At 74.4% G+C, this 26,828-nt stretch carries 26 protein-coding genes; 16 read left to right on the top strand and 10 right to left on the bottom strand.

All coding sequences use genetic code 11. The features are described 5' to 3' along the window. Positions 1-1,296: a family 1 glycosylhydrolase gene (locus tag AFE02nite_RS09695; protein ID WP_052113730.1), complete on the top strand. Its 1,296-nt coding sequence runs from the start codon at positions 1-3 to the stop codon at positions 1,294-1,296. Further along, entirely contained in the window at positions 1,293-2,813 is a 1,521-nt protein-coding gene (gene arfA / locus AFE02nite_RS09690) for an arabinosylfuranosidase ArfA (RefSeq protein WP_034246703.1), read from the top strand. Before AFE02nite_RS09695 ends, arfA (AFE02nite_RS09690) begins: the two co-directional genes overlap by 4 nt. 28 nt (positions 2,814-2,841) lie before the next feature. Here the strand turns inward: arfA (AFE02nite_RS09690) and arfA (AFE02nite_RS09685) are convergent, their stop codons facing one another. The 3 genes from arfA (AFE02nite_RS09685) to AFE02nite_RS09675 are packed head-to-tail and all read right to left on the bottom strand — an operon-like array spanning position 2,842 to position 6,246. Next, complete coding sequence (arfA, locus tag AFE02nite_RS09685; protein WP_034246705.1) at positions 2,842-4,347, bottom strand: arabinosylfuranosidase ArfA; 1,506 nt, start codon at positions 4,345-4,347, stop codon at positions 2,842-2,844. A gap of 10 nt (positions 4,348-4,357) precedes the next feature. Next, entirely contained in the window at positions 4,358-5,083 is a 726-nt protein-coding gene (locus AFE02nite_RS09680; RefSeq protein WP_146819548.1) for a lysoplasmalogenase, read from the bottom strand. Beyond that, the gene (locus tag AFE02nite_RS09675) at positions 5,080-6,246 is read right to left on the bottom strand and encodes a GGDEF domain-containing protein (RefSeq protein WP_052114143.1); all 1,167 of its coding nucleotides are present in this window, start codon (positions 6,244-6,246) and stop codon (positions 5,080-5,082) included. The genes AFE02nite_RS09680 and AFE02nite_RS09675 overlap by 4 nt, the downstream gene beginning before the upstream one ends. 165 nt (positions 6,247-6,411) lie before the next feature. Between AFE02nite_RS09675 and AFE02nite_RS09670 the strand changes: the two genes are divergently transcribed. Beyond that, a complete protein-coding gene (locus AFE02nite_RS09670) occupies positions 6,412-7,191 on the top strand; it encodes an alpha/beta fold hydrolase (protein WP_186814521.1) in 780 nt (259 codons plus the stop codon). On the opposite strand, the gene AFE02nite_RS09665 is transcribed toward AFE02nite_RS09670, so the two are convergent. Beyond that, complete coding sequence (locus AFE02nite_RS09665; protein WP_186814520.1) at positions 7,188-7,892, bottom strand: DUF429 domain-containing protein; 705 nt, start codon at positions 7,890-7,892, stop codon at positions 7,188-7,190. The two genes, AFE02nite_RS09670 and AFE02nite_RS09665, sit on opposite strands and share 4 nt — an antisense overlap. 124 nt (positions 7,893-8,016) lie before the next feature. Between AFE02nite_RS09665 and AFE02nite_RS09660 the strand changes: the two genes are divergently transcribed. The 9 genes from AFE02nite_RS09660 (at position 8,017) to AFE02nite_RS09620 (ending at position 19,123) form a co-directional block, all read left to right on the top strand. Next, positions 8,017-8,535 (top strand): SAM-dependent methyltransferase, encoded by a 519-nt coding sequence (locus tag AFE02nite_RS09660; protein WP_146819545.1) that lies wholly within the window; start codon positions 8,017-8,019, stop codon positions 8,533-8,535. After that, a complete protein-coding gene (locus AFE02nite_RS09655) occupies positions 8,532-9,287 on the top strand; it encodes an AAA family ATPase (RefSeq protein WP_146819544.1) in 756 nt (251 codons plus the stop codon). Before AFE02nite_RS09660 ends, AFE02nite_RS09655 begins: the two co-directional genes overlap by 4 nt. 107 nt (positions 9,288-9,394) lie before the next feature. Continuing rightward, entirely contained in the window at positions 9,395-11,062 is a 1,668-nt protein-coding gene (locus AFE02nite_RS09650) for an FAD-binding protein (RefSeq protein ID WP_034248934.1), read from the top strand. A 167-nt stretch (positions 11,063-11,229) separates the two neighbouring features. Beyond that, positions 11,230-12,447: an ROK family transcriptional regulator gene (locus AFE02nite_RS09645; RefSeq protein ID WP_034248935.1), complete on the top strand. Its 1,218-nt coding sequence runs from the start codon at positions 11,230-11,232 to the stop codon at positions 12,445-12,447. Next, entirely contained in the window at positions 12,444-13,412 is a 969-nt protein-coding gene (locus AFE02nite_RS09640; RefSeq protein ID WP_222594378.1) for a carbohydrate ABC transporter permease, read from the top strand. The genes AFE02nite_RS09645 and AFE02nite_RS09640 overlap by 4 nt, the downstream gene beginning before the upstream one ends. After that, positions 13,405-14,229 (top strand): carbohydrate ABC transporter permease, encoded by an 825-nt coding sequence (locus AFE02nite_RS09635; RefSeq protein ID WP_034248743.1) that lies wholly within the window; start codon positions 13,405-13,407, stop codon positions 14,227-14,229. The genes AFE02nite_RS09640 and AFE02nite_RS09635 overlap by 8 nt, the downstream gene beginning before the upstream one ends. Positions 14,230-14,305: 76 nt before the next feature. Next, positions 14,306-15,571, top strand: coding sequence for an ABC transporter substrate-binding protein (locus AFE02nite_RS09630; RefSeq protein WP_034248741.1), 1,266 nt, complete (start codon positions 14,306-14,308; stop codon positions 15,569-15,571). 130 nt (positions 15,572-15,701) lie between these two features. Then, positions 15,702-16,838, top strand: a complete 1,137-nt coding sequence (locus AFE02nite_RS09625) for a glycoside hydrolase family 15 protein (protein ID WP_052114026.1) — start codon at positions 15,702-15,704, stop codon at positions 16,836-16,838. Continuing rightward, positions 16,835-19,123 carry a glycoside hydrolase family 31 protein gene (locus tag AFE02nite_RS09620; protein WP_146819543.1) on the top strand — a complete coding sequence of 763 codons (2,289 nt, stop codon included), beginning with the start codon at positions 16,835-16,837 and terminating at the stop codon, positions 19,121-19,123. The genes AFE02nite_RS09625 and AFE02nite_RS09620 overlap by 4 nt, the downstream gene beginning before the upstream one ends. A gap of 15 nt (positions 19,124-19,138) precedes the next feature. Here AFE02nite_RS09620 and AFE02nite_RS09615 read toward each other — a convergent pair whose 3' ends face one another. Further along, entirely contained in the window at positions 19,139-20,590 is a 1,452-nt protein-coding gene (locus AFE02nite_RS09615) for a GGDEF domain-containing protein (RefSeq protein ID WP_146819542.1), read from the bottom strand. Between the two features lie 114 nt (positions 20,591-20,704). Between AFE02nite_RS09615 and AFE02nite_RS09610 the strand changes: the two genes are divergently transcribed. Further along, positions 20,705-21,604 (top strand): LLM class flavin-dependent oxidoreductase, encoded by a 900-nt coding sequence (locus tag AFE02nite_RS09610; RefSeq protein WP_034248389.1) that lies wholly within the window; start codon positions 20,705-20,707, stop codon positions 21,602-21,604. A 219-nt stretch (positions 21,605-21,823) separates the two neighbouring features. On the opposite strand, the gene AFE02nite_RS09605 is transcribed toward AFE02nite_RS09610, so the two are convergent. After that, a complete protein-coding gene (locus tag AFE02nite_RS09605; protein WP_034248388.1) occupies positions 21,824-22,120 on the bottom strand; it encodes a DUF4287 domain-containing protein in 297 nt (98 codons plus the stop codon). A gap of 67 nt (positions 22,121-22,187) precedes the next feature. Here AFE02nite_RS09605 and AFE02nite_RS09600 point away from each other — a divergent pair, with 67 nt between their 5' ends. Continuing rightward, positions 22,188-22,394: a hypothetical protein gene (locus AFE02nite_RS09600; RefSeq protein WP_034248387.1), complete on the top strand. Its 207-nt coding sequence runs from the start codon at positions 22,188-22,190 to the stop codon at positions 22,392-22,394. Between the two features lie 45 nt (positions 22,395-22,439). On the opposite strand, the gene AFE02nite_RS09595 is transcribed toward AFE02nite_RS09600, so the two are convergent. Together AFE02nite_RS09595 and AFE02nite_RS17395 are read right to left on the bottom strand one after the other, a co-directional pair. Next, complete coding sequence (locus tag AFE02nite_RS09595; RefSeq protein WP_034248385.1) at positions 22,440-22,802, bottom strand: VOC family protein; 363 nt, start codon at positions 22,800-22,802, stop codon at positions 22,440-22,442. Between the two features lie 212 nt (positions 22,803-23,014). Then, positions 23,015-23,527, bottom strand: coding sequence for a hypothetical protein (locus AFE02nite_RS17395; RefSeq protein ID WP_186814519.1), 513 nt, complete (start codon positions 23,525-23,527; stop codon positions 23,015-23,017). Positions 23,528-23,672: 145 nt separating this feature from the next. Here AFE02nite_RS17395 and AFE02nite_RS09585 point away from each other — a divergent pair, with 145 nt between their 5' ends. Further along, positions 23,673-24,398, top strand: a complete 726-nt coding sequence (locus AFE02nite_RS09585; RefSeq protein ID WP_034249041.1) for an AIM24 family protein — start codon at positions 23,673-23,675, stop codon at positions 24,396-24,398. Between the two features lie 163 nt (positions 24,399-24,561). Then, positions 24,562-25,347: a DUF1206 domain-containing protein gene (locus AFE02nite_RS09580; protein WP_034249043.1), complete on the top strand. Its 786-nt coding sequence runs from the start codon at positions 24,562-24,564 to the stop codon at positions 25,345-25,347. Here AFE02nite_RS09580 and AFE02nite_RS09575 read toward each other — a convergent pair. Next, positions 25,311-26,081 (bottom strand): phosphatase PAP2 family protein, encoded by a 771-nt coding sequence (locus AFE02nite_RS09575; protein WP_146819541.1) that lies wholly within the window; start codon positions 26,079-26,081, stop codon positions 25,311-25,313. The two genes, AFE02nite_RS09580 and AFE02nite_RS09575, sit on opposite strands and share 37 nt — an antisense overlap. Continuing rightward, positions 26,078-26,818 carry a phosphatase PAP2 family protein gene (locus AFE02nite_RS09570; protein ID WP_146819540.1) on the bottom strand — a complete coding sequence of 247 codons (741 nt, stop codon included), beginning with the start codon at positions 26,816-26,818 and terminating at the stop codon, positions 26,078-26,080. Before AFE02nite_RS09570 ends, AFE02nite_RS09575 begins: the two co-directional genes overlap by 4 nt. Between the last annotated feature and the right edge of the window lie 10 nt (positions 26,819-26,828).

Here is a 26,828-nt window from a genome sequence, read left to right as displayed (position 1 = left end):
ATGACGGCGAGTCCCCGCGCGTCCGGCGACCGGGGGCCCGGTCCGCGGTGGTTCGAGGACGGCGCACTCCACTTCGGGCTCGGCATCGAGGACACGTTCGTACCCCAGGAGCGCGCGGGGGAGCGGGCGCTCGACGAGTACGCGCTCACCGAGCACTACGAGCACTGGCACGCCGACCTGGGCCTCGCCCGCGACGCCGGCGCCGAGCTCGTCCGCTGGGGGGTCCCCTGGTACCGGCTCCAGCCCGAACCCGGGCGGTACGCCTGGTCGTGGCTGGACGGCGTGATCGACCGCTTCGTCGAGCTGGGGCTGCGCCCCGTGCTGGACCTGATGCACTACGGCACGCCGCTCTGGCTGGACGGCCAGTTCGCGCACCGCGACTACCCGGCCCGGGTCGCCGACTACTCCGTCGCGGTCGCGGAGCGGTACGGCGATCGCGTCACGGACTACACGCCCGTCAACGAGCCGATGATCCACGCGCTCTTCTCCGGCGAGTACGCGTACTGGCCGCCCTACCTGTCGGGCCCCGCAGGCCTCGTCTCGATGTGCGCGCAGCTCACCCGTGGATTCCAGCGGGCCCAGGCGGGCATCGCCGAGGTGCTCGGTGACGCGGCGACGTTCGTGCACGTCGACGCCGGGATGCGGTTCGACGGGGACGCGGAGCACGCGGCAACGATCGGCCGGCTCCGCGAGCAGACCTGGCTGGTCGAGGACCTCGCCACGGGCCGCGTCGACGACGGACACCCTCTCGCCGCGTTCCTCGCCGAGCACGGCGTGTCCGACGCGGACCTCACAGCGTTCCGGGAGAACGCCGTCCGCCCCGACGTCGTCGGCGTGAACTACTACCCGAGGCACTCGACGGAGCTGCTCCGCGCCGGGGAGTCGCACAGTGGTGGCTTCGCCGATCCCCGGCCGACGCGCGACGACGGCACGGCCGGGCTCGCGGAGCTGCTGCGCGAGGCGGCCGCCCGCTACGGCGCTCCGGTCGCCCTGACGGAGACCTGCGTGACGGGGACGGTCGACGAGCGTCTGGCCTGGTTGGACGCGTCGGTGGCGGCGCTCCGCGACCTGCGCGCGGAGGGCCTCGACGTGGTCGCGTACACGTGGTGGCCGCTGTTCGACATGTACGAGTGGACGTGGCGGACCAGTACGGCGCCCCGGGTCGACCACCTCCTGCCCATGGGCCTGTACGCGCTCGAGGAGCGCGCACACGGGCTCGCTCGCACGAGGACGCCGCTCGTGGGCCGATTCCGCCACCACGCCCGACCCGCCCCGGCAATCGAAGGACGCGCATGACCACCGCCCACCTCGCCCTCGACCGGCGCGCCGTCGTCGGGCCTGTCCGTCGACGCCTCTTCGGTGGGTTCGTCGAGCACCTGGGCCGCCACGTGTACGACGGCATCTACGAGCCGGGTCACCCCGAGGCCGGGCCCGACGGGTTCCGGCGAGACGTCATCGCGCTGGTCCGCGAGCTCGGCGTGAGCACGATCCGCTATCCCGGCGGCAACTTCGTCTCCGGGTTCCGCTGGGAGGACAGCGTGGGTCCTCGGGCCGGGCGGCCGCGCCGCCTCGACCTGGCGTGGCACTCGACGGAGACCAACGAGGTCGGCCTGCACGAGTTCGCGACCTGGCTGGACGCCGTCGGCAGCGACCTCATGCTGGCGGTCAACCTCGGCACGCGCGGCGTCCAGGAGGCGCTCGACCTGCTCGAGTACACGAACGTCCCGGGTGGCTCGGACCTGTCGGAGTGGCGTCGGACCAACGGCCGGGACGAGCCCTTCGCCGTCGACATGTGGTGCCTCGGCAACGAGATGGACGGCCCGTGGCAGGTCGGCCACCGGTCGGCCGACGCCTACGGGGCCCTCGCCTCGCAGGCGGCCAAGGCCATGCGCATGCTCGACCCGTCCATCCGCCTGGTCGCCTGCGGGTCGTCCGGCTCCTACATGCCGACGTTCGGCGAGTGGGAGCGCGTCGTCCTGACGCACACGTACGACGACGTCGACTACATCTCCTGCCACGCGTACTACGAGGAGCGCGACGGGGACGTCGGCAGCTTCCTCGCCTCCGGCGTCGACATGGATCACTTCATCGAGACCGTCGTCGCGACGGCCGACCACGTCGGCGCCGTCCGGGGCTCGACGAAGCGGATCGAGATCTCCTTCGACGAGTGGAACGTCTGGTACCAGAGCCGGTTCGAGCAGGTCGATCAGATCCGCGGGATCGACACCTGGCCCGTGGCCCCACGGCTGCTCGAGGACGTCTACTCCGTCACCGACGCGGTCGTCTTCGGCGGGCTCCTCATCTCCCTGCTGAAGCACGCCGACCGGGTGACCAGCGCGTCGCTCGCCCAGCTGGTGAACGTCATCGCGCCGATCATGACCGAGCCCGGCGGCCCCGCGTGGCGGCAGACGACGTTCTTCCCGTTCGCGACCACGTCGCGACTCGCCCGCGGCGCAGCGCTCGACGTGCACGTCGACGCGCCCACGTACTCGACGAGCGTGTACGGGGACGTGCCGGTGGTCGACGCGGCGGTGACCTGGGACGAGGAGTCGGGCACCGGCGCGGTGTTCGTGCTCAACCGCGCCACGGCGGAGCCGACGACCCTCGAGCTGGACCTCGCCGGGCTCGGTACCGACGTGCGGGTGAGCGAGGCGGTCGTCCTCGCGGACGACGACCGGCACGCGCGCAACACGCTGGCCGACCCGGAGCGGGTGGGCCTGCGAGCCCTTGAGGTCGAGAGCGGCCCGGGGCGGGCCAGGGTGACGCTCCCGCCGGTCGCGTGGGCGGCGCTGACGGTGACGGCCACCCGCTGACGGCGGAGCGCCTGCCGAGCGTCGCGGGTCAGCGGGTGGACAGGCGGAGCATGCTCCACGACACCGGCGGCAGCTCGACGCGCAGGCGCCCGTCGGTCACTGCGGCGGTCGCGTTCGGGCGCGGGGCGAGCGCGCCGTCGTCGTCGGGGGTGGCCTTGGCGTGCGGGTCGGCGTCGGCGAGCGTGAGGGCCTCCACCAGGCGCACGGCGCCGAACGCGCGGACGTCGACCTCGACGGTCGTCGCCTCCCCGACGGACCGGTTCACGACGAACACCGACACGTCGCCGGCCTCGACGTCGTGCGTCGCGACGGCGTCGACCACGGGGGTGTCGCCGAACCTCGCGGTCTCGTGCGTCGGCGACGCGACCTCCACCCGCAGGACCTCGCCGTGCGCGTGCCGCGACGTCAGCGCGAACGGGTGGAACGTCGTCTGCCGCCAGACGCGTCCGCCCGGCTCGGTCATGATCGGCGCGATGACGTTCACCAGCTGCGCGAGGCTGGCCGAGACCACGCGGTCGCTGTGCCGCAGCAGCGAGATCAGCAGGTTGCCGACGACGACGGCGTCCGCCACGGAGTAGTGGTCCTCGAGCAGGCGCGGCGCGACGGGCCAGTCCGTGGGCACCTTCGACTCGGCCGCGTCGATGTACCAGACGTTCCACTCGTCGAACGAGATGGTGATCCGCTTGGTCGCCTTCCGGGCGGCCCGCACGGCGTCCGCCGTCGCCACGACGGCGTCCACGAACGCGTCCATGTCGAGGGCGGAGGCCAGGAAGCTCGCGAGGTCGCCGTCCGCCTCGTGGTAGTAGCTGTGCGCGGAGATGTGGTCGACGTCGTCGTAGGTCGCGGCGAGGACCGTCCGCTCCCACTCGCCGAACGTGGCCATCTGCGAGCCGGAGCTGCCGCACACCACGAGCTCGAGCCCGGGGTCGATCATGCGCATCGCGCTCGCGGTCTCCGCGGCCAGCCGCCCGTACTCCTCGGCCGTCTTGTGGCCGATCTGCCACGGACCGTCCATCTCGTTGCCCAAGCACCACATGCGGATGTCGTGCGGCTGCTCGGTGCCGTGGGCCCGGCGCAGGTCCGACCAGTGCGTGCCGCCCGCGATGTTGCAGTACTCGAGCAGGTCCAGCGCCTCCTGCACCCCGCGGGTGCCGAGGTTGACCGCCATCATCGGCTCCACCCCGGCCTTGTGGCACCAGCGCATGAACTCGTCGACGCCCACCGTGTTCGGCTCGGTCGAGTGCCACGCCAGGTCCAGACGGGCGGGCCGCTGCTCCACCGGCCCGATGCCGTCCTCCCACCGGTAGCCCGAGACGAAGTTCCCACCGGGGTAGCGCACGGTGCTCACGCCGAGCTCACGGACCAGGGCGATGACGTCCTCCCGGAAGCCGTCCGCGTCGGCCGACGGGTGCCCCGGGTCGTGGATCCCCGTGTAGACGCACCGGCCGAGGTGCTCCACGAACGCGCCGAACGTCCGTCGGCGCACCGGTGCGACCGTGAACGCGGGGTCGAGGGTGACGGTGGCGTGCAGCACGGCAGGACTCCTATGCGGGGGGACGGGTGCCTGTTCCCGCGTGCGCGCCATCGCCAGGCACGGGGACTGGCCGTGAGGCTACCCGCAGCACCCCGATGGCGAGGAGGACTTGCGCCGCGACGTACGTGAACATCACCCAGAAGCCGTGCGCGGGCAGGTCGTAGCCGCCCACGAACGCGTTCATCGCGATGAGCGAGTCCGAGAGCATGAACAGCACCCCGCCGACGGCGGCGCGGCGGTCGAACGTGGCCAGGACGGCCACGGCGGTGAGCACGGCGCCGTAGACGACGACCGGGGCGGCCAGCGCGTCCGCGCCGGGCGCGCACAGGGCCACGAGCACGACGTAGGCGATCGCGTAGGGCACGAGCAGCGCGGGCCGGCGCAGCACGCCGTCGTGCCGCAGCGGCCAGAACGCCGCCAGGTAGGTGACGTGCGCGAGCAGGAAGAACCCGAGCATCGTGAGGAACGCGAGGTCGTCGGGTGCGACGTCGGGGGCGGTGTCCCCGAGCCACGACAGCGCCAGGGCGAGCACCGTCAGCCGCACCAGGCGCGTGCGGCGGGCCGCGCCGGCGGCCAGCCACACGGTGAGGGCCAGCAGCGGCATGAGGAACCACTGCGTGACGTTCGCCGCCCCGGACGCGCCGGTCAGCTGGGCGCCCAGGTGCCAGGCGGCCGTCGCGGCCAGGGCGAGCGCGGCCGCCGCGGCCGGCCGGGTGAGCCCCAGGCGGTCCCTCACGCGTTCCGCCGCGCGTCGGCCGAGCCCGGGAGCCGGGCGTCGTCCTCGTGCCGGGCGGGGGAGACCCACTCGACGCGGTCCCGTCCGCCGCGCTTGGCCGCGTACATCCGCGCGTCGGCCCGGCGCAGGACGTCGATCGCGTCGTCGCCCGGGCGCAGGACGGTCACGCCGAAGCTCGCCGTCGTCCGGATGCCGACGGCCGCGGCGACCTCGTCGGGCAGGGCGCGGCGCAGGCGCTCGGCGAGCCCGACGGCGTCCTCCTGGCCGATGCCCGGCGCGACGATGACGAACTCCTCGCCGCCCAGGCGGGCGACCAGGTCGCCGTCGCGCACCGTGCGCGCGGCGACGTCGGCCACGACGCGCAGCACACGGTCGCCGACGTCGTGCCCGTGCGTGTCGTTGACGCGCTTGAAGTGGTCGAGGTCGAAGAACACGACGCTGACGGGGCTGCCGGGATCGGTGCGCTCGGCCTGGTGGGCGAGCTCCTCGAGCAGGCGGCGGCGGTTCGCGGCACCCGTGAGCTCGTCCCGGTAGGCCATGCCGCGCATGGCGTCGGCCGTGGCGTTGGCCCGGCTGGCGTGGTCGACGGCCCAGACCATGCGCTCCTTCGCCACCGACAGCACCACGACGAGGCCGAGGAACACCGCGCAGTAGTAGCCGAACCGCACCGCCTCGTAGACGTAGTCGCCGCCGCCGGGGCGCCGCTGCAGGGCGAGCGCGAGCACCGTGGTCGCGACGACGGCGTAGGCGAGCCCGTGCCCGAACGCCACGCGCGTGCGCTGGAACAAGAACCCGACGATCAGGCAGACGACGACGCCGAGGAGCGGCGTCGGGTACAGCGCGCCCCACGCCGCGGCGGCGTCGGGCGCCTCGGCGGACCGCCCCCAGATGATGAGCAGCCACCACAGCTCGAGCCCCACGAGCGTGGTGAGCGCGAAGACCGTCGCGAGTCGTGGGCGCCGCAGCAGCACCCAGGAGAAGAGGAGGAGGTAGACGAAGAGCAGGGGGTAGCCGACGGCGACCCAGACGTCGGTGGCGGCCTCGCGGAACCAGGAGATGGCGACGACGGGCAGGCACGGGAGGATCCCGAGGGCCACGACCCGGCGCGCGAGCACGCCGACGTCGCCGCCTCGTCGGTGCCCCAGCACCGGGATCCGGTCCACGTCCCACCTCGCTCGTCTTCGTCCTCGATCGCGCCGATGGGCAAGTCTCGCCTGGTGTGTCGGCGAACGGGGCCGTTTTCACCCGTTCGGCGGCGGGTCAAACGGCGTGTCGCTCCCGTGGCCGCGCTCCCGGCGGTGCTCGGCGGGACGCGCCATGCTGGGCGGGTGGCTGACGACCTCGCCGTCGTGGAGTCCGGGACGCCTGGCGCCCCGGCGGTCGTCCTGCTGCACGGGATCGGCGCGGGGTCGTGGATGTGGGGGCGGGTCGCGCCCGCGCTCGCGGACCTGCACGTGCTCGCCCTCGACCTGCCGGGCCACGGCGACAGTGCGCGCGTGCCGTGGCGGTCCCTGGCGGCCACCGCCGACGCCGTCGCCGCCGTGGTGGCCCGGCGCGCGGCGGGCGGCACGGCGCACGTCGTCGGGCTCTCGCTGGGCGGCTACGTGGCGCTCGAGCTCGCGCGCCGGCACCGCGCCGCCGTGCAGCGGGTGGTGGTGTCCGGCATCACCGTGGCGCCGATGCCGGGACGCGCCCTCGCGGGCGTGCAGGGCCGGGTGTTCCCCGCCCTGGCCCGACGGCCCGGCTACGCGGAGCGCGTCGCGCGCGCCACCCTCCCGGACGCCGCGCCCGCCGAGCGGGCGGCGCTGGTCGCCTCGGTGCGGGCGATGGCGCCGGCGGCGTACCGGGCAGCGCTGCGCGACGTCGCACCGTGGCGGCTGCCCGCGGACCTCGCCGGGAGCGGGGTGCCCGTGCTGGTCGCGGCCGGCTCCCGCGAGTCGGGCGCGATCCGCGAGTCCGTGACCGTGCTGCCGCGCGTCGTGCCGGGGGCGCGTGGCCTGCTCGTCCCGGGCGCCGCGCACGCCTGGCCGGCGCACGCGCCCGAGACGTTCGCGCGCGTCGTGCGGGCGTGGCTGCTGCCGCCCGAGCCGCGCGTCGCCGAGGTCTAGACCCAGATCGCGGCAGGACGGCCGTCGGAGAAGGCCTCGGGCGGGTCGGGCAGCGAGACGGCCTGGCCGGTGGCGACGCGCCGCGCCGACCAGGCGGCGGCCGCGGCGTCGAGGACGTCGTCGACACCCGCGCTGCGCCCGGCCGTGCCGAGGTCGCCGAACAGGGGGATCCCCTGGTCGGCGAGCAGCAGGCGACGGACCTCGGCGCCTGCCCACGTCGACTTGCGCTCGCGCAGCGGGCCGCCGTTCATCCGCGCGAACGACGCCTCGGGGTGCACCTCGACGACCCGCGCCGACGTGCTCGCGAGCAGCTCCTCGACCTCGAAGACCTTGTGCCGCAGGGCGAAGGCCTGCTGGGAGACGCCCTCGCCCGCGAGCTCGGAGTTCAGCGCGGAGGCGGTCGCGTGGTCGCTGGCCCGCAGGGCCGCGCGCACCGGCGTCATGAAGACCGACGCGCGGAGCGGCCCGATGGCCTGCTTGGCGAGCACGTCGGCCGTGCGCCGCCCGGCGTCGGGCAGGCCGATGGGCATGTCCACGCCGACGGCGGCCAGCGGCCCGTCCGCCTCGGCCTGCGCGACGACCGCGGCGATCGTCGCCGCGAAGAAGCAGCGCAGCCGCTCGTCGGCGAGCAGGATGCCGACCCAGCCTGCCTTGCAGGCGTCCACGCCGAGCGCGCGGGTTCGGGAGGGTGTCACGGGCACGGTGGTTACTGTGGCAGAGCAGGTGGGGTGCGTCGCAGCCCGTCGCGGACACGTTCGCCCGGGTGAAACCGCAGGCCGGACACCGCGGGGGTCGTGTGTCGGAGGGCGTGGGTAGCGTCGCGGCATGCCACCCGTGCCCCGCCGCATCCGGCTCGCCGTCGACGCCCTGGACCTGCGGCCCGACGCGCGGGTGCTCGAGGTCGGCTGCGGCACCGGCGTCGCCGCGGAGCTGCTGTGCCAGCGCGTGCCCGAGGGCCACGTGACGGCGCTCGACCGCTCGGCGACGGCCGTCGGGCACGCGGAGCGGCGGCTGGCGCGCTGGCTGGACGCGGGCGTGGCGGACGTGGCGGAGCGGGACCTCGTCGCCTTCCACGGCGACGGCCGCCCGTACGACGTGGTGCTGGCGATCAACGTGAACGTGTTCTGGGCCGGGCCGGCGCACGTGGCGGAGGCGGCGGTGGCCCGCCTCGACGAGCTCCTGGCCGACGACGGCGCCGCGCACCTGTGGTTCGAGGCGCCGCCGGGCGGGGACGCGGCCGGGCCGGGGGAGCGGGCGCGCGCGGCGCTCGTCGCCGGCGGGCTGCGCGCGGAGGTGACGCCGGTCGAGGGGCTCGCCCACGTCGTCGGGCGACGGGCCGGATGAGCGGCGCGGGCGGCTGGGACGACCCGCGCCAGGTGCGGCGGGTGCAGGCGGCGGGCGACGCCGCGTGGGATCCCGGAGCGTGGCCGTTCGCGCTCCCGCCGGTCGCACAGCTGCTGGCCGAAGGCCTGGAGCTCGCCCCGGGGGTGACCTTCCTCGTGGGCGAGAACGGGAGCGGCAAGTCGACGCTCGTCGAGGCGATCGCGGAGGCGGCCGGGCTGAACCCGGAGGGAGGCAGCCCGAACGCGCTGCACTCGACGCGGCGGACGGAGTCGCCGCTCGGGTCGATGCTGACGCTCGTCCGCGGGCACTCCGCGCGCCGGTGGGGCTACTTCCTGCGCGCGGAGACCATGCACGGCCTGTACACGTACCTGGAGTCCGTGGGCACCGGCCCGCGCCTGCACGAGATGAGCCACGGCGAGTCGTTCCTCGAGGTGCTCACCGAGCGCTTCGACCAGACGGGGTTCTACGTCATGGACGAGCCGGAGGCGGCGCTCTCCTTCACCTCGTGCCTGGCGCTGGTCGACCTGCTGGCGCGGCTCGCGACGGCGGGCGCGCAGGTGGTGTGCGCCACGCACTCGCCGCTGCTGACCGCCCTGCCCGGGGCGACGATCCTCGAGCTCGGCGAGCACGGGTTCGCGCCCGTGGGCTGGGAGGACCTCGCGCTCGTCCAGCACTGGCGCGGCTACCTCGACGATCCGCGGCGGTACCTGCGGCACGTGCTGGAGGAGGACGGGCGAGGGGCGGACGGGTAGGGCCTTCGGCCCTAGGCCCGGTCCGTGCCGTGCGTAGACTGATCGCACAGTGGACAACGGTGTCCGCTTGTCGCGACGTCGCGACGCACACGAGGAGAACAACGCCGATGGTCACCTTCGACGAGGTCGTCGACGTCGTGGTGGTGGGCTCCGGCTCCGCCGCCATGGCCACCGCGCTCGCGGTCAAGGAGTCGGGCAGGCAGCCCCTGGTGCTCGAGAGCACCGAGCTCGCCGGCGGGTCCTCCGCCATGTCCGGCGGCGGGGCGTGGATCCCGAACAACCCGCTGATGCGCGCCGCGGGGGTCGAGGACTCCTACGAGAAGGCCCGCATGTACATGGACACGGTGATCGGCGACGTCGGTCCGGCGAGCTCCCCCGAGCGGCGGCACGCGTTCCTCACGCAGGGCCCACGGATGATCGAGTTCCTCCAGGGCCTCGGCGTCGAGCTCGTGTACGCCCGCGGGTACTCCGACTACTACCCCGAGAAGCCGGGCGGGACGCCGATCGGGCGCGGCGTCGAGGGCCAGCGCTGGAACATGAAGAAGCTCGGCGACTGGCACAAGAACGTCCGTGGCTACGTGCCGATGGCGGCCCACACCACCGAGGTCGGCAGGATCAACCTCGCCTTCCGCAGCTGGCGCGGGTTCGCCACCGCCGCGAAGGTCGTCGGGTTCCACACGATCGCGCCGATGCTCGTCGGCCGGAGGCCGGCGGGCCTCGGCAACGCCCTCATGGGCCAGCTCTTCCACGCGGCCCGCACGCGCGGCATCGAGATCCGGCTGCAGACGCCGCTCGTGGAGCTCATCACGGACGACGGCGGCGCCGTCGTCGGCGTGGTGGCCGAGCGTGACGGGGTGCGCACGCGGATCGGCGCGCGGCACGGCGTCATGCTCGCCGCGGGCGGCTTCGCGAAGAACGACGCGATGCGGCAGCAGTACCACGAGCACCCGATCACCACGGCGTGGACCAACGCGAACCCGGGGGACCTCGGCGGGCCGCTGCAGGCCGGGATGGCCGTGGGTGCCGCCGTCGCGCTCATGGACGACGCCTGGTGGGGGCCGTCCGTCATCAACCCCGACGGGTCGGCCGGGTTCCTCCTCGCCGAGCGGTCGTTGCCGCACGGGATGATCGTCGACTCCTCCGGCGCGCGGTTCATGAACGAGTCGGAGTCGTACGTCGACGCAGGCCACGACCAGTACGCGCGGCACCGCACGGTCCCCGCGATCCCGGCGTTCCTCATCCTCGACTCGCGGCACCGCCGCTGGTACCCGATCGGGTTCGCCCTCCCGGGCATCACCCCGAAGAAGATGCTCGAGTCCGGCTTCATGACGAAGGCGGACTCGCTCGAGGAGCTCGCGACGACGATGGGCATCGACGCGGCCGGACTCGTCGCGACGGCGCAGCGGTTCTCGGCGTTCGCACGCGCGGGCAAGGACGAGGACTTCGGCCGCGGCGACAGCGCCTACGACCGCGTCTACTCCGACCCGCGCGTGAAGCCCAACCCGAACCTGGGCGCCATCGACAAGCCGCCGTTCTACGCGGTGCGGATCTGGCCGGGCGACCTCGGGACCAAGGGTGGCCTGCTCACCGACGAGCACGCGCGCGTACTGCGCGAGGACGGGTCCGTGATCGAGGGTCTGTACGCCGCGGGGAACACGTCGGCGTCGGTCATGGGGAACACGTACCCGGGCCCCGGGGCGACCATCGGCCCGGCGCTGACCTTCGGATACATCGGCGGTCGGCACGCGGCGGCCCAGGAGCCGCGCGCGCTGTAGCGGGCCACGGCCGCACCAGCGGCGCCACCCCGCCACCCCGCCACCCCGCCACCACCGGCGCCAGCCCTCGTTCTCGTGTGGGTCACGGTTGGATCACGGGCCTTGCCCAGCCCGGCGTTCAGTGCTTTATTTAGTTCCGAACAAAGCGCTGAACGAAGGAGTTCTCGATGCGCCCGGCCACCCGACCCGCCTCCCGCGGCGACCTCGTGCCCTCCGCGGTCCTCGGCCTGCTCGGGACGCGCGGCCCGACCTCACGCGCCGACGTCGCCCGCGCCCTCGGCGTCAGCCCGGCGACGATCACGCAGGTCACCAAGGAGCTCATCGCCCGCGGGCTGGTCGCCGAGCTCGAGACGGCGAAGTCCCAGGGCGGACGCCCCGGCCGGCTGCTCGGCCTGGTCCACACCGCGGGCGGCGCCATCGGCGTGAAGGTCACGGCCGACCACCTCGCCATCGTCGACGCGAAGCTCGACGGCACCGTCACCACCTCCTCCGTCCGGCCGTTCGACCCGGACGCCCCCGACGCGCTCGACCGGCTCGCCGGCGCCATCGGCAAGGCCGTCGCGGACCACGGCGGCAACCTGCTCGGCGTCGGCGTCGGCATCCCCGGCTCCGTGGACGCGCAGGCGTCCGGCGTCGTCACCGCGCCCACGCTCGGCTGGTCCGAGGCCCGCGTCGGCGACGTCCTGCGCGCCGCGCTCGGCGTGCCGGTCCTCGTCGAGAACGACGTCAACACCCTGGCCGTGGCCGAGGCCCTGTACGGCGCCGGCCGGGAGCACTCGACGTACGTCGTCGTGACGATCGGGCGCGGCATCGGCTGCGGGATCATCGTCGACGGCTCGGTCTTCCGCGGCGCGGCGGGCGGCGCCGGCGAGATCGGGCACATCCCGGTCGAGCCCGACGACGGTCCGGTCTGCCGCTGCGGCTCGCGCGGCTGCCTCGAGGCGCTGGTCGGCGAGGCGGCGCTGCTGCGCCAGGGCCGTGACGCGGGCATCCTCTCGGGCGGGCAGGGTGTGCGCGACCTGCGCGCGGCCGCCGACGCCGGCGACGACCGGGCGCGCGACATCTTCACGCGGGCCGGCCGCCTGCTCGGCCGCACGCTCGCCGGCGTCGTGCACACGGTGGACCCGGAGATCGTGGTCCTGCTCGGCGAGGGCATCGACGCGTGGCCGCACTGGCGCCGCGGGTTCGAGGAGTCCTTCCGCGCGCACCTCATGCCGAGCCGCCGCAGCGTCCCGGTGGTCACCGAGCCCTGGGCCGACGACCGGTGGGCGCTCGGCGCCGCGGCGCTCGTCCTCGCGTCCCCGCTAGACGCCGAGGGTGTTAGCGGCGAGCAGGGCGACCTCGTGCGCGCCCGCCTGCACGTGACGGACGGCGACGCGTCGTGACCACGGCCACCACCGCACCGACGACGGCGGGCGCCCGGCCCGCCGCGCCGGGCCGCCTCCGCGGGAGCGGCCGCCCCGGCGCCGGCCGCCGCGGCGCGCGGGCCAAGCGGGCGGGCTGGATCTGCCTGTTCCTGCTGCCCAGCGCGATCCCGCTGCTGGCCTTCACGATCGGCCCGATGCTCGGCGCCGCGTGGATCAGCCTCCACGAGTGGAACCTGCTCTCGCCCATGCAGTGGGTGGGGCTGGACAACTTCGCCGACCAGCTGGGCGACCCGGCGACGCGCAACGCGTTCGGCAACACGCTCGCGTACATCCTCGGCTACCTGCCGCTCGTCTACGTCGGCGGCCTCGCGCTCGCCCTCGCGCTGAACGCCCGGCTCAAGGGCCGGTCGCTCCTCCGCGGCATCTACTTCCTGCCGGTCGTGTCGTCGTGGATCGTCGTCGCGCTCGTGTGGCGCTGGCTGCTCAACCCGAGCGTCGGCGTCGTGAACTGGGCGCTCGGGCTGGTGGGGATCGACGGTCCCGGCTGGTGGACCGACCCCGCATGGGCGATGCCGTCGATCGTGCTCGCGTCGGCCTGGAAGGACCTCGGATTCGTCATGGTCATCCTGCTCGCCGGCCTGCAGGCGATCCCGACGGACGTCATCGAGGCCGCGCGCGTGGACGGCGCCGGCTGGTGGCGGCGGCTGCGGTCGATCGTCCTGCCCCTGCTGTCGCCGTCGACGTTCTTCGTCGTCGTCATCTCGCTGATCAACGGGTTCCAGGTGTTCGACCAGGTCTACGCGATGACCGGCGGCGGCCCGGACGCCTCGACCGAGACGGTCGTGCTCCGCGTGCACGCGCTGGCCTTCCGGTACGGCGAGGCGGGCGGCGCGGCGGCTCTGTCCTGGCTCCTGTTCGCGGTGATCCTCGCGGTCACGGTGATCCAGGTGCGCGGCCAGAAGAGGTGGGTCACCTATGCGTGAGCGACTGCTGACCCCGCGCTCGGTCGCGCTGCACGCCGTCGTCGTGCTCGGCGCGCTGGTCATGCTCTTCCCGTTCGTCTGGGCGGTCGTCACCTCGATCAGCCCCGGCAGCGGCCTCTCGGCGACGCCGCAGCTCATCCCCGAGGACCCGTCGCTCGCGGCGTACTCGCAGCTCTTCGCGGACCTGCCGTTCGGCCGCGTGGTCGTCAACAGCCTCGCGCTCGCGATCGCGGCGACGGCGGCCCAGGTGGTCACGAGCGCGATGGCCGCCTACGGCTTCAGCAGGCTGCCGTTCCGCGGCTCCGGCGTCGTCTTCGCGCTCTACCTCGTGACGATGATGATCCCGTTCCAGGTGCTCATCGTGCCGCTGTTCGTCGAGATGAAGTGGCTCGGCCTGATCGACACCTACCTCGGCGCGCTGCTGCCGTCGATCGCCTCCGGGTTCGGCGTCTTCCTGCTGCGGCAGGCGGTCAACCAGGTGCCGCGCGAGCTCGACGAGGCCGCGACCATCGACGGCGCCGGGCACCTGCGGATCTTCGCCCAGGTGGTGCTGCCGAACATCCGTCCCGCCATTGCCACGCTCACGGTCTTCGGCTTCATGTCGAGCTGGAACGCGTTCCTGTGGCCGCTGATCATCCTGCGCTCCCCGGAGCTGCAGACGCTCCCGGTCGCCCTGCAGACCCTCCAGGGCCAGTACACGACCCAGTGGGACGTGGTCATGGCCGGCTCGGTCGTCTCGATCCTGCCGATGCTCGCGCTCTACGTCTTCGCCCAGAAGTACGTGGTCCAGGGCGTCGCCTCCTCGGGCCTGAAGTAGGCCCTCCCGTCGTCGGGCGGCGCCCCCACGCCGCCCGAGCCCCCTCTCCGCACCACCGATCGAAGGAGATCCCGAAATGAACCGCAGGTCACCCCTCGTGGCGCTCGCCGCGATCACCGCAGCACTCGCCCTCGCGTCGTGCTCCTCCGGCGGCGACGCCGACGCCGGCGACGACGCCCCGGCCGAGGAGCCGGAGTCCGTCACCATCACCTACACGAACTTCATCTCGAACAACGGCAACGAGGAGAACCTCGACGCGATCGTGGCGGCCTTCGAGGAGGCCAACCCCGGCATCACCGTCGACGTGACGACGATGGCGTACGCGGACTACTTCACCGCGCTGCAGACCGACCTCGCCGCGGGCACCGTGGCCGACGTCTTCGACATCGAGTACGGCCAGTACCACGCCTACCAGGCCAACGGCGTCCTCGCCGAGCTCACGGTCGCCGACCCGTCGGCGTTCGACCCGACCCTGCTCGAGACGTACCAGACGGACGGGGCGCAGTTCGCCATCCCGACGTCGTTCAGCAACGTCGTCCTCTTCTACAACACGGCCCTGTTCGACGCCGCGGGTCTCGACTACCCGACCGCCGACTGGACGTGGGAGGACGAGCGCGCCGCGGCCGAGGCGCTGACCGACCAGGCCGCCGGGGTCTTCGGCGACTACCAGCCGATCAGCTACTACGAGTTCTACAAGGCGCTCGAGCAGAACGGTGAGAGCTTCCTGGGCGAGGACGGCAAGGCCGCGTTCAACACCCCCGGCGGCATCGAGGCCATCGAGTGGCTGGCCGGCAAGTCCGGCACCGTGATGCCGACGCCGGAGCAGGGCGCGGGCACCCCGGACTTCGACTCCGGCCTGTTCGCCGACGGCAAGCTCGCCATGTTCCACAGCGGCATCTGGATGTTCGGCACCTTCGCCGACATGGCCGACGGGTGGGACATCGCCGTCGAGCCGGGCAACACCCAGCAGGCGTCGGCCATGTTCTCCAACGCGGTCGCCGTCTCGGCGGGCTCGGAGCACGTCGCCGAGGCCACGAAGTTCGCCGAGTTCCTCGCGGGCTCCGACACCACCGCGCAGATCCGCCTCGAGGCCGGCTGGGAGCTCCCGCCGACGTCGGACGAGGCCGTCCTCGAGCAGTACCTGACCCTGGGCAAGCCGGCCAACCGTCAGGCCGTCTTCGACTCGCTCGAGAACGTGGCCCTCACGCCCGACCTGGGCGAGCGCGCGGCCGAGGTGCAGGACGTCGTCAACTCGATGCTCACCGAGGTGGCCGCCGGCCGCCTGAGCGCCGCCGACGCCGCCGCCCAGATGGCCGAGCAGGTGGACGCGATCCTCGGCTGACCTGCCCGGGCGCGCCCACGAGGGCCTGCAGACCGGGGCCCGCCCGCCTGATCACCGGGCGGGCCCCACCCGCATCAGCAACCACCGGCGGCGAGCCGCCACCGCACCAGCACGACCAGGAGCTCCACGCATGCACCCCACCACGGCCGAGCCGATCGGCACCGACGCCCTGCAGGCGCTCGCGCGCCGCAGCCACGACGTCATCGCCGAGCACCAGGCGCCGTCGGGCGCGTACCCCGCCTCGCCGACGTTCTCCGCGTACCGCGGCTACGCCTGGTACCGGGACGGTGCGTTCACGGCCGAGGGCATGTCCCGCTACGGCGCGGTCGCCTCCGTCGACGCGTTCCACGACTGGGCGACGCGGGTGCTCGTGGCGCGGGCCGACGTCGTGCGCTCGCTCGTCGCCAGGCGCGCGGCGGGGGACGAGCCCGGCAACGAGGAGATGCTGCCGACGCGCTTCACGCTGGATGGCGCCGACGGCAACGACCCCTGGTGGGACTTCCAGACGGACGGCTACGGGACGTGGCTGTGGTCCGTCGTCACGCACGCCGAGCGGCACGGCCTGGACCTCGCGCGGTGGGCCGACGGCATCGCTGTGGCCACCGACTACCTCGCCGCGTTCTGGGACCGGCCCTGCTACGACTGGTGGGAGGAGCACGTCGGCCACCGCCACGGCTCCACGTTCGGCGCGATCTTCGCGGGGCTGACGGCGGCCGCCCGCTCCGGCGCCCTCGACGCCGCCCGCGCCGACGCCGCCGCGGCCGCCGCCGAACGCATCCGCGCGACGGTGCTCGCGGAGGCCGTCGCGGACGGTCACCTCGCGAAGTGGGTCGGCTCGACGGCCGTCGACGCCTCGCTCGCCGCCTGCGCGGTCCCGTACGGGCTCGTCGCCCCCGGGTCGCCGCTCGCCGTCGGGACCCTCGACGCCATCCGCCGCGACCTCGCGACCCCCGGCGTCCACCGCTTCGCCGCCGACGTGTTCTACGGCGGCGGCCAGTGGCTGCTGCTCACCTGCCTGCTCGGCTGGAACGAGGCCGCGACCGGCGACGTCGCCGCGGCCCGCGCGCGCCTCGAGTGGGTCGCCGCGCACGCCACGCCCGAGGGCCACCTGCCCGAGCAGGTCCCCGACCACCTGCTGCACCCCGAGGCCCGGGCCGAGTGGCTCGAGCGCTGGGGCACCGTCGCGACGCCGCTGCTCTGGTCGCACGGCATGTACCTGGTCCTCGCCGACGAGCTCGGCCTGCTCCCCCCGAAGGACGAACGATGAGCCTGCGCCACCGCCCGGCCGGCATCGGGCACCCGTACGCCGCCTCCGCCGACCAGCGGACCCCCGTGCTGCCGCTCGTCGGCGAGCCGATCCGCCTCGGCGTCGAGGCCGACGACGCCACCGACGTGCGCCTGACCTGGCAGGTCACCGGGCCGGACGGCGTCGTGCGCTCGGTCGAGGTGCCCGCCCTGCCCGCGGTGACCGACGGCACCGACGCCGCCGCGCTCGCCGGTGGCGAGGGTCACCTCGCCGAGGCCCAGGCCGCCCAGCTCGCGGCCACCGGCGCGCTCGCGGTCGACGTCGGCGGCCTGGCGGACGGCGAGCGTGCCCGGTACCGCTTCACCGGGACGGGCCCCGACGGGACACCCGTCGCGACCGACTGGTTCGACGTCGCGCCGGCGACCTGGCGGCCCGACGGCGGGCGCCTCACCGTCGACGGCGCGCCCGCCGGGACCCACCCGCGCGTCGTCCCCGGGTCGATCGCGTGGCTGACCACCGCCGACGGCGTGCATCGCGTGCGGTTCGCGCTGCGGATCGCCGCGGACGCGCACGTGGTGGGCTTCGGCGAGCGGTACGACGCCGTGGACCAGCGCGGGCTGAGCCTCGACGCGGTCGTGTTCGAGCAGTACAAGTCCCAGGGCCGCTTCCGCCGGACCTACCTGCCGATGCCGTTCGCGCACGTCCTCCCGGGCGCGAGCGGCGGGGAGCCGTGGGGCTTCCACGTCCGCACGTCGCGCCGCTCCTGGTACGACGTCGGCGCAGCGGCGCCCACCGAGGTGCGCGTGGAGGTCGCCCTGGGCGGCACGCGCGACGAGGCGCTCGATGTCGGGGTGTACGACGGCGCCCCGCACGAGGTGCTGGACGCGTTCCTCGCGGAGGTCGGCCGGCCCGAGGTGCTGCCCGACTGGGTGCTGCGCCTGTGGGCCTCGGGGAACGAGTGGAACACCCAGGCGATCGTCACCGAGCGCATGGACACCCACGCCGAGCTCGACATCCCCGTCGGCGTGGTGGTGATCGAGGCGTGGAGCGACGAGCACGGCATCGTCATCTGGCGCGACGCCGCCTACGAGCCGCACCGCGACGGCGCCCCCTTCGCGGCGGCCGACTTCACCTGGGGGCAGGCGTGGCCGGATCCGAAGGCCATGGTCGACGAGCTCCACGCGCGCGGCGTCAAGGTGGTCCTCTGGCAGATCCCGCTGCTCAAGACGCGAGAGGACCTGCCGGCCGACACCCCCGACGACGCCCAGGTGCTGCTCGACGGCGCGGCGCTGGTCGAGGGCGGGCACGCCGTCCTCGACGCCGACGGGACCCCCTACCGCAACCGCGGCTGGTGGTTCCCGAAGGCGCTCATGCCCGACCTGTCCGCGCAGCGCACGCGCGACTGGTGGACGGCCCGGCGCCGCTATCTCGTGGAGGAGATCGGCGTCGACGGCTTCAAGACCGACGGCGGTGAGCACGCCTGGGGCGACGAGCTGCGCTACGCCGACGGCCGGCGTGGCGACGAGGCCAACAACCTCAACCCCGTGCACTACGCGCGGGCGTTCGGCGACCTCCTGCGCTCGGCGGGCAAGGCGCCGGTGACGTTCTCGCGCGCGGGCTTCACGGGCTCGCAGGCGCACGGCCTGTTCTGGGCGGGCGACGAGGACTCCACCTGGGACGCGTTCCGCTGGACGCTCAACGCGGGCATCTCCGCGGCGTCGTGCGGCATCGTCTACTGGGGTTGGGACCTGGGCGGATTCTCGGGTCCCGTGCCCGACGCCGAGCTCTACGTCCGCGCTGCGGCGGCGTCGGTCTTCATGCCGCTCATGCAGTACCACTCGGAGTTCAACCACCACCGGCCCCCGCTGCGGGACCGGACGCCGTGGAACGTCGCCGAGCAGACCGGCGACGCGGCGGTGGTCGAGGAGTTCCGGCGCCTGGCCCACCTGCGCGAGCGGCTCGTGCCCTACCTGTCCGAGCAGGCGTCGCGCACGGTGGCGACGTCGCGCCCGCTCATGCGCGGTCTGTTCTTCGACTGGCCCCACGACGCGCAGGTGTGGGCGTGGCCCGCGGAGTACCTGCTCGGCGACGACCTGCTCGTGCACCCGGTCACCGAGCCCGGCGCGACGACGTGGCGTACCTACCTGCCGGAGGGGCGCTGGGTCGACCTGTGGTCGGGGCGGGCGCACGACGGCGGCTGCGTCGTCGAGCGCGGCGTGCCGCGCGACCTGGTGCCGGTGTACGTCCGGGACGGTGCCGGCGACGGCGTCCGGCCGGCCGCGCTGCGGCGCGACCTCGGCGTCTGAGGGACGCCCGGACGCCTACCCGTGCGCCTGCGCGACCCCGCCCTTGCCGCCGTGCTTGACGCCGTACATGGCGACGTCGGCGGCCCGGAGCAGGGCGGACGGCTCGGCGGGCACGTCGGGTCCGGGGACGGCGACGCCCGCGCTGCCGCCCACCGACACGGACGTGCCGTCGACCTCCACCGGGGCGGTGATCTCGGCGAGCAGCGTGCGAGCCGTGGCCGCGGCGTCCCGGGCGGCGTCGCCGCGCAGGAGGACCGCGAACTCGTCGCCGCTCATCCGGAACGCCCTCGCGTACTGGGTCCCGCGCTCGAGCGCCGCCCCGAGGCGGCGGGCGATGGCGACGAGCACGTGGTCGCCGACGGCGTGCCCGTGCACGTCGTTGATCTGCTTGAAGTCGTCGAGGTCGAGGAAGATCACCGCGACCGGAGTGCCGTCGGCGCGGTGCTCCGCCGTGGCGGTCTCGAGGCGGTCGTGCAGGAGCGCGCGTCCGCCCAGGCCGGTCAGGGAGTCGTGCATCGCCTGGTGCCGGAGCCGGCGCTCGGTCGCCTCGAGCCGTTCGACGAGGTGGCGGTTCTCCACGAGCGTCGCCTGCTGCCGCACGATGAGCAGGACGCCCGTGACGACGGCGGTCGCGGCGACCGCCTCGGGCACCCCGTCGCCGAGGTAGTCCACGAGGATCACGGCGATCGCCGGGACGAGCGCGGCGTAGGGCGCGTACACGAGCCCGGGGTGGGTGCTCACGACCTCCCGGCGCTCCGACGTTCCGCGGTAGACGCGGGTCCCGAGGAGCACGAAGGCGAACCCCACGGCCCACAGCGGGTGCCCGGTCCGGACCCAGAGCACGTCGGACAGCGCCACCGTGGCGAGCCCGGCCATGTAGAGCCTCGGCATCGCGCGCCGGCACCGGGGGATCTCGGTGATGCTCACCGTCCCGAAGAGCGTGAGCGCGGCGACGGCGCCGAGCGGCAGCGCCACGGCCGCGGCGCCTGCGAGGCCGCCCTCGGCCGCGTCGACGGTCCCCTCGAACAGCGGGTGCCAGCCGATGATGAAGAGCGCCGCGCCGGCGATCGCGCCGTCCACGACCAGCCGCACCCGCGACGACATGGCGGGGGTCTTCGCGGTGAACCAGCACGCGGCCCCGGTGCAGAGCACGAAGCCAGTCCGGCCCGCCGTCGCGGCCGCCTCGGGCAGCGGCGAGAGCCAGGCGAGAGGCGCCAGCAGCCAGAGCGTCAGCCCGGCGGTGTCGCACCGCCAGCCGAGCCGGCTCCGGCCCGCGCGGGCGCGGTGCGCGGCATCGAGCGTGCCGATGATCGCGGCCGCGGCGAGCAGGGCGTCGAGGACCAGGCCGACCGCGCGGTCGGCCAGCAGCCAGCGCACGAGCGTGAGCGCGGCGAGGCCGACGGCTGCGCCGAGGGTCGCCCGCGGGACCGCCCGCCGGGCGGCAGGGTGCGTGCGTCCCATCGGCATCGAGGCCTCCGCCGGTGGTATCGGACCTCGCTGTCCGCAGATGAGTGTCTCGCTGGGTGAACGGCGGGTGAAGAGGGTGGAACAGGCGCGTCGGCGCCGGGGGTTGTCGCCTGCATGACGGACTACGGCCACGACATGCTGTTCGGGACGTTCATCACGCCGCTCGCCGCGGATCCCGGGCGCACCGTGGACCTCGCCGTGGCGACGGAGCGCGCCGGTCTCGACCTCGCGACGTTCCAGGACCACCCGTACCAGCCGCGGTTCCTGGACGCGTGGACCCTGATGACCTGGGTGGCCGCCCGGACGGAGCGGCTGCGCGTGGTGGCGAACGTCGCGAACCTCCCGCTGCGGCACCCGGTGGTGCTGGCCCGGTCGGTCGCGAGCCTCGACCTGCTCAGCGGCGGCCGGGCCGAGCTGGGCCTGGGTGCGGGCGCGTTCTGGGACGCGATCGCCGCGGTCGGCGGCCCGCGCCTGGCGCCGGGCGAGGCGGTGCAGGCGCTCGAGGAGGCGCTCGAGGTCGTCCGCGGGGTCTGGGACGCGGGTAACCGCGAGCGGTTCGCGGTGCCCGGGCGGTTCCACGCCGTGGACGGTGCCAAGCGCGGACCGGCGCCGGCGCACGACGTCGCGATCTGGGTCGGCGCGGTGCGGCCGCGGATGCTGCGGCTGATCGGCCGCGCGGGGGACGGCTGGCTCCCGTCGCTCGGCTACCTGGGCGGGCTGCGGCCGCTCGCGGAGGGCAACGCCGTGATCGACGACGCCGCCGCCGAGGCGGGCCGCTCGCCGTCGGACGTCCGGCGGCTGCTCAACCTCGACGGCGAGCTCACCGCTGCCCGCACGGACCGGTTCCTCGTGGGCCCTCCCGAGCAGTGGGCCGAGCAGCTCGCCGACCTCGCGCTCGGGTACGGCGTCTCCGCGTTCGTGCTCCCGGGCGACGACCCCGACGCCTACGAGGTCTTCGGCCGCGAGGTGGCGCCGGCCGTCCGCGAGCTCGTCGCCGCCGAGCGCGCCCGCTGAAGCGGGCTGCCCCGGGCCGGCGCTGCGTGCCGGCGGGATCGCCCGCGGGATGGCCCGCGGGGGCGGAGACACTTCTCGGAGATGCTTGCCGCGGCAAGGACTTCTGGAAAGTGACTCCCCCGCTCGCGGTGGTGACGGTGGTGACAGGCCGGCGCCGGGCTACCGAACCCGACCGACGCCAGGCGATCCGCCGCGCAGGGGTGGGACCGTCCGCGAGGGTCAGCGGGCTGCGGGCATCGTCGCCTTGCCGTCCAGCCACAGCGTCTCGGACGGGTCGGAGTGGGTGCCGCCCGAGCGCACGTGCTTGCCGGGCGCGACCGGCCCGTTCTTGAGCACGTACCAGAGCGCCATCGCGTGGCCGCGGCCCAGGTCGTAGTCCTCCTTGAACCACGCGACGACGTCGGCCGCCTTGGTGGTGGGGGAGTCGAAGCCCTTCTGGCGGGCGACGTCGAGGACCTGGCGCGGGGTCAGGCCGGTGCGCTCTTCGATGGTGTCGAGGTATGCCTGGAAGCTCATGTCGTGACAGACCGGCCACGCGCGGGCAACTGATCGGGCATGCTGAGGCGCGTCGAGAGGAACCGCGATGACCGTGCCCCCCGGCTCCGCGCCGCAGCCCGAGACGCGGCAGCTGCGCTGCCCGCTCTGCGACGGCGTCCATTTCCAGCGCGAGGAGGCCCGGCAGGACTCCCGGTGGGGCTGGACGTCGCACCGGATGACGCTGATGATCTGCCAGCGCTGCCGCTACGTCCTGCACTTCTACGACCAGCACTCCTTCTTCGACGTCGACTGAGGACGTCGACGTCGACTCCTCAGTCGACGTCGACCGAGCGTCGGCTCAGCCCGCGGCGCGGGACTCGTACAGGCCGACCTGGTTGCCGTCGGGGTCGGTGAAGACCGCCCAGGCGCTGTTCTCGTCGATCGGCGTCCGCTCCATCGCCACGGTGGCGCCGAGCTCGACAGCGCGGCGCAGGGCGTCGTCGATCGAGTCCACCTCGACGTAGCTGCGGGGCTGCGTGAAGCCCTCGCTGCGCGGCGCGAGCCCGCCCCCGCTGATGCCGTTCGGGGCCCGCCACATGGGGTAGTCCTCGAAGCCCGGCATCGTGTCGATCTGCCAGCCGAACAGCCCGCCGTAGAACGCGCGCCCCGCGGCCAGGTCGCTCACCGGGATGTCGATGTGCGTGATGTCGCCGTGTGCCATGTCCCGCTCCTCCGTCTGCCGGCCGCACCCGCCGCGGCCGCGAGGCGGCCCACGCTAGCCACGGCCCCCGACACCCGCGCGCGGTGCATCCCGACGGCGAACGCACCCCGACGGCGAACGCACCCCGACGGCGAACGCACCCCGACGACGAACGGCGGGCCCCCACCTCCATGAGGAGCGGGGGCCCGCCGTTCGTCGTCGTGCCGGGGCGGTCAGGCCCAGGAGGGCGGCGGGGGCGGCGCCGCGGGCTGCGCCGGGGGCTCCGTCGGGGGCTCGGGCGTCGGCGGGACCACCTCCGCTGGCGCGGCCGGGGCCGGCGGCGGGGTCATGCCGCCGGGGGCGCCCATCGGCGGCGGAGGCGTCACGCCGGCCATGCCGGGCGCGGGCGGCGGCGGGGTGGCGCCGGCCATGCCCGGCGGGGGCGGCGTCACCGGCGCACCGGCCATGCCCGGGGCCGGGGGAGGCGTGGTCTGCAGGGCGAACGACCGGATCGCGCCCTGGCCGTCGAGGTCCCGCAGGGTCGTCAGCACGCGGTCGCGCTCGGCGGCGTCGGCGGGACGGCCGCTCGCCTCGAGGTACGTCAGCACGCCCAGGTCGCGGAAGTACTTGTCCAGGTCCGCCGGGCGGGGCCCGCCCGTGGCCGTGCTGCTCATGTTGCTCATGGCCGAGTCGGCCTTGGCGGCCAGGTCGGACGCGGCCGCCTTCGCCTTGTCGAGAAGACCCATCGTCGTGCTCCTCCCGGGTGCGTGCACCGGGCGTCACGGGCGACGTGTCCCGGCTGCACGGAAAGCCTACAAAGCGGTGACCTGCGTCGTTAGAGTTCGAGCGAACCCGCTGCGCCCGCGCGGAATGACAAAGGGATCCGTCGCCATGACTATCCACGGCTCGCTGTTCGCGGACCACAAGGAGAACACCTCGCAGGACCCGTTCTCCCTGCAGAACAAGAAGATGCTGAAGATCCAGATGGGCTACGGCCCCGTCTGGGCACGGACCGGCTCGATGGTCGCCTACCAGGGCGACGTCCGCTTCCAGAACACCGGCTCGGGCGGGCTGGACAAGTGGATGAAGCAGAAGCTCACCGGTGAGGGCGTCGACATGATGCAGTGCACCGGGCAGGGCGAGCTCTTCGTGGCGGACCTCGCGAGCGAGATCCAGGTGATGTACCTGGAGAACGACATGATCTCCGTCAACGGCGCGAACGTCCTGGCGTTCTCCAGCTCGATCGAGTGGGACATCCACCGGGTCCAGGCGCGCGGCGCGATGATGACCGGCGGGCTGTACAACGTCTCCCTGCGCGGCACCGGCTACGTCGCGGTGACCACCAAGGGCGACCCGGTGGCGCTCGACGTCGCCAGCGCCCCGACGTTCGCCGACGCGCAGGCCGTCGTGCTGTGGACCTCCGGCGTGAGCATGGACATCCGCGTCGACACCGGCGGCATCAAGTCGATGATCCGTGGCGGCACCGGCGAGTTGCTGCAGATGGCGTTCGGCGGCCAGGGCTACGTGCTCGTGCAGCCGAGCGAGTCCGTGGTGCAGGGCGGCGCCCAGCAGCAGAAGTCCAGCGGCGGCGGCCTCGGCGGTCTGCTCGGCGGCTGACCGGTCGATCCCGCGAGGGCCCGGCTCCCCTGGGGGCTGGGCCCTCGCGCGTCGGCCCCCGCGTCCGGTGGTGGGGTGCCGGAGTGGGTGCAACGGCGGGGTGCGATGGCGGGGCGGGCGGCTCGACGCGCGGGGGCGGGCGCCCGGTGCGATGGTGACCACCATGAGCACGCGCGCCTCCGTCGCCGACGTCCGCGGCCGCCCGGCCTTCCAGCGTGGGGCCCGCCTGGGCTACGCCGCCAACGGTGTCCTCAACCTCGCCATCGGCTGGCTGGCGCTCCAGGTCGCCTGGGGCGCGGGGAGCGAGGAGGCGAGCGCGACGGGCGCGCTCCGGACCCTCGCGGGCACCCCGGTCGGCGGGTTCCTCCTGTGGGTGCTGCTCGTCGGGTTCGCGCTGCTCGGCCTCTGGCAGCTCACGACGGCGCTGCTCGGCGGGCGTACCGGCGAGCGGCTCAAGGCGGCCGGCAAGGGGGTCGTGTACCTGGCGCTCGCCGTCGCGGCGTACGGGGTCGTCGACCAGGGCGGGTCCGGCTCGTCCGGCTCCGGCGGCTCGAGCGAGGCCGGCTGGACGGCCGACCTCATGGCCCAGCCGCTGGGCCGGCTGCTGGTCGCCGCGGTCGGTGCCGGCGTCATCGCCGTCGGCGCCTACCACGTGCACAAGGGCTGGACGCGCACGTTCCTGCGCGACCTCCGCGAGCACCCGGGGCCCTGGGTGGTCCGCGCCGGCCGGCTCGGCTACGTGGCGCGCGGCGTCGCGTTCGGCGTCGTCGGGGGTCTGTTCGTGGCCGCCGCGGCCACCGCCGACCCCGACCGCGCCCAGGGGCTCGACGGCGCCCTGCAGACGCTGCGCGACGCGCCCTTCGGCCAGTGGCTCCTCACGATCGTCGCGCTCGGGTTCGTCGCGTACGGCGTCTACTCGTTCGTCCGGGCGCGCGTCGGCAGGGTCTGAGGCTCCGCCGCCGGCTCGCGCTGCAGGTAGCGCCAGCCGAGCGCGACGCACACCAGCCCGTTGAGCACCCCGACGCCGACGTCGGTCGCGTGGTGCATGCCGCGGTAGAGGCGCGCGTACGCGACGAGCGCGGGCACCAGGACGCACAGCGTGGTCACGAGGTAGCGCAGCCAGCGCCGGCGGATCCGCCGGGCGAGCAGCGCGAGCGAGACGTAGAACGCGACGGACGCGCCCGCGTGCCCGCTCGGGAAGCCGGACGTCGGTGGCGCCTCGTCGAGGAGCTCGACGTCGGGGCGCTCCCGGCCCACCACCAGCGCCGACAGCATGAACACCGCCGCCTGCACGGCGACCGCGATCCCCGGGATCACCGCGACCCACCACTGCCGGGTGCGCCACCAGACCAGGGCGATGACCAGCAGGCAGCCGGCGATGATGACCTCGGTGTTCCCGACGGCGGACCAGATCGCCGTGAGCTGGTTGAGCAGCGGCGTCCGCTCCTTCTGCAGCTCCTCGTTGACCACCACCTCGCCGGGCAGCGAGTCGAGCGGCCCGACGATGAGCAGCCCGACGGCGACCACGGCCGCGAACAGGCCGACGGCGGGGGCCAGCGTGCGCCGGACCAGGTCGCGGCGGGCCTGCGCGACGGTCGGCCGGCTGGGGTCGAGCTCGTACCTGTGCACGAACGCGTCGAACCGGGCGCGGACGCCCTCGGCGGCGGGGGACGACGTCGTCATCGGTGCTCCTTCGCGGGGGACGCGGGGTGGGCCCCGGGCGCGGCGGGGTGCCGGCCGAGGTAGCCGAGGTAGGAGGCGCCCGCCATCGCGCTGCCGAGCAGGACCCCCGCGACGACGTCGGTCGGGTAGTGCGCACCGAGCAGCACGCGGTCCAGGCCGGTGACGACGACGGCGGCGCCCACCGCCGTCGGGACCGCCACCCGGGCGCGCGGGCCGAGCAGCGGCCAGAGCAGGATCACGAGCGTCAGGCCGGCCGAGGCGGCGTTGGTCACGTGACCGGACGGGAAGCTGTAGCCGGGGGCGAGGGTGATCGCGTCGTCGACCACCGGCCGGGCGCGCTGCACCACGTACTTGGCGAGCAGACCGAGGTTCCACGCGACCAGGAGCGTCACGAACGCCCACAGCGCCCGCGTCCGCAGCCCGTGGCGACGCCAGGCCCCCAGGCACACCAGCGCGACGACGAGGTTGACCCAGCGCGCCTGGAACGCGGTCTGCCAGGCGAGCAGCGCGTCGCGCAGGGCTGGGTTCTCCCTGGTCAGGTCCGTCCCCGCGCGGATCGCCGCCTCGTCGAGGGTCACCAGCGGCGAGCCCTTCGCGCGGACCAGGAGCGCGAGCGCGGCGACCGGGAGGACCAGGGCGGCGGCGAACGTCACCGCGCGCGCCAGCCGGTGCCGACGCCCGGGATGGTGGCCGGGCGGGTCGGCGGGGGGCGGGGCCTCCCCGGCGGGCGTGATCATTGCCGCAGGT

It is taken from the genome of Actinotalea fermentans (genome assembly GCF_007991475.1).
Classification (GTDB): Bacteria; Actinomycetota; Actinomycetes; order Actinomycetales; family Cellulomonadaceae; genus Actinotalea; species Actinotalea fermentans.
This window is presented reverse-complemented; position numbering and strand designations above follow the sequence as displayed.

What these genes read in the sequence shown, in the direction of transcription:
- AFE02nite_RS09695 (WP_052113730.1), top strand. Translation starts at nt 1, where the DNA reads ATGACGGCGAGTCCCCGCGCGTCCGGCGACCGGGGGCCCGGTCCGCGG.
- arfA (WP_034246703.1), top strand. Translation starts at nt 1,293, where the DNA reads ATGACCACCGCCCACCTCGCCCTCGACCGGCGCGCCGTCGTCGGGCCT.
- AFE02nite_RS09660 (WP_146819545.1), top strand. Translation starts at nt 8,017, where the DNA reads ATGCCACCCGTGCCCCGCCGCATCCGGCTCGCCGTCGACGCCCTGGAC.
- AFE02nite_RS09655 (WP_146819544.1), top strand. Translation starts at nt 8,532, where the DNA reads ATGAGCGGCGCGGGCGGCTGGGACGACCCGCGCCAGGTGCGGCGGGTG.
- AFE02nite_RS09650 (WP_034248934.1), top strand. Translation starts at nt 9,395, where the DNA reads ATGGTCACCTTCGACGAGGTCGTCGACGTCGTGGTGGTGGGCTCCGGC.
- AFE02nite_RS09645 (WP_034248935.1), top strand. Translation starts at nt 11,230, where the DNA reads ATGCGCCCGGCCACCCGACCCGCCTCCCGCGGCGACCTCGTGCCCTCC.
- AFE02nite_RS09635 (WP_034248743.1), top strand. Translation starts at nt 13,405, where the DNA reads ATGCGTGAGCGACTGCTGACCCCGCGCTCGGTCGCGCTGCACGCCGTC.
- AFE02nite_RS09630 (WP_034248741.1), top strand. Translation starts at nt 14,306, where the DNA reads ATGAACCGCAGGTCACCCCTCGTGGCGCTCGCCGCGATCACCGCAGCA.
- AFE02nite_RS09625 (WP_052114026.1), top strand. Translation starts at nt 15,702, where the DNA reads ATGCACCCCACCACGGCCGAGCCGATCGGCACCGACGCCCTGCAGGCG.
- AFE02nite_RS09620 (WP_146819543.1), top strand. Translation starts at nt 16,835, where the DNA reads ATGAGCCTGCGCCACCGCCCGGCCGGCATCGGGCACCCGTACGCCGCC.
- AFE02nite_RS09615 (WP_146819542.1), bottom strand. Translation starts at nt 20,590, where the DNA reads ATGCCGATGGGACGCACGCACCCTGCCGCCCGGCGGGCGGTCCCGCGG.
- AFE02nite_RS09610 (WP_034248389.1), top strand. Translation starts at nt 20,705, where the DNA reads ATGACGGACTACGGCCACGACATGCTGTTCGGGACGTTCATCACGCCG.
- AFE02nite_RS09605 (WP_034248388.1), bottom strand. Translation starts at nt 22,120, where the DNA reads ATGAGCTTCCAGGCATACCTCGACACCATCGAAGAGCGCACCGGCCTG.
- AFE02nite_RS09600 (WP_034248387.1), top strand. Translation starts at nt 22,188, where the DNA reads ATGACCGTGCCCCCCGGCTCCGCGCCGCAGCCCGAGACGCGGCAGCTG.
- AFE02nite_RS09595 (WP_034248385.1), bottom strand. Translation starts at nt 22,802, where the DNA reads ATGGCACACGGCGACATCACGCACATCGACATCCCGGTGAGCGACCTG.
- AFE02nite_RS17395 (WP_186814519.1), bottom strand. Translation starts at nt 23,527, where the DNA reads ATGGGTCTTCTCGACAAGGCGAAGGCGGCCGCGTCCGACCTGGCCGCC.
- AFE02nite_RS09585 (WP_034249041.1), top strand. Translation starts at nt 23,673, where the DNA reads ATGACTATCCACGGCTCGCTGTTCGCGGACCACAAGGAGAACACCTCG.
- AFE02nite_RS09580 (WP_034249043.1), top strand. Translation starts at nt 24,562, where the DNA reads ATGAGCACGCGCGCCTCCGTCGCCGACGTCCGCGGCCGCCCGGCCTTC.
- AFE02nite_RS09575 (WP_146819541.1), bottom strand. Translation starts at nt 26,081, where the DNA reads ATGACGACGTCGTCCCCCGCCGCCGAGGGCGTCCGCGCCCGGTTCGAC.
- AFE02nite_RS09570 (WP_146819540.1), bottom strand. Translation starts at nt 26,818, where the DNA reads ATGATCACGCCCGCCGGGGAGGCCCCGCCCCCCGCCGACCCGCCCGGC.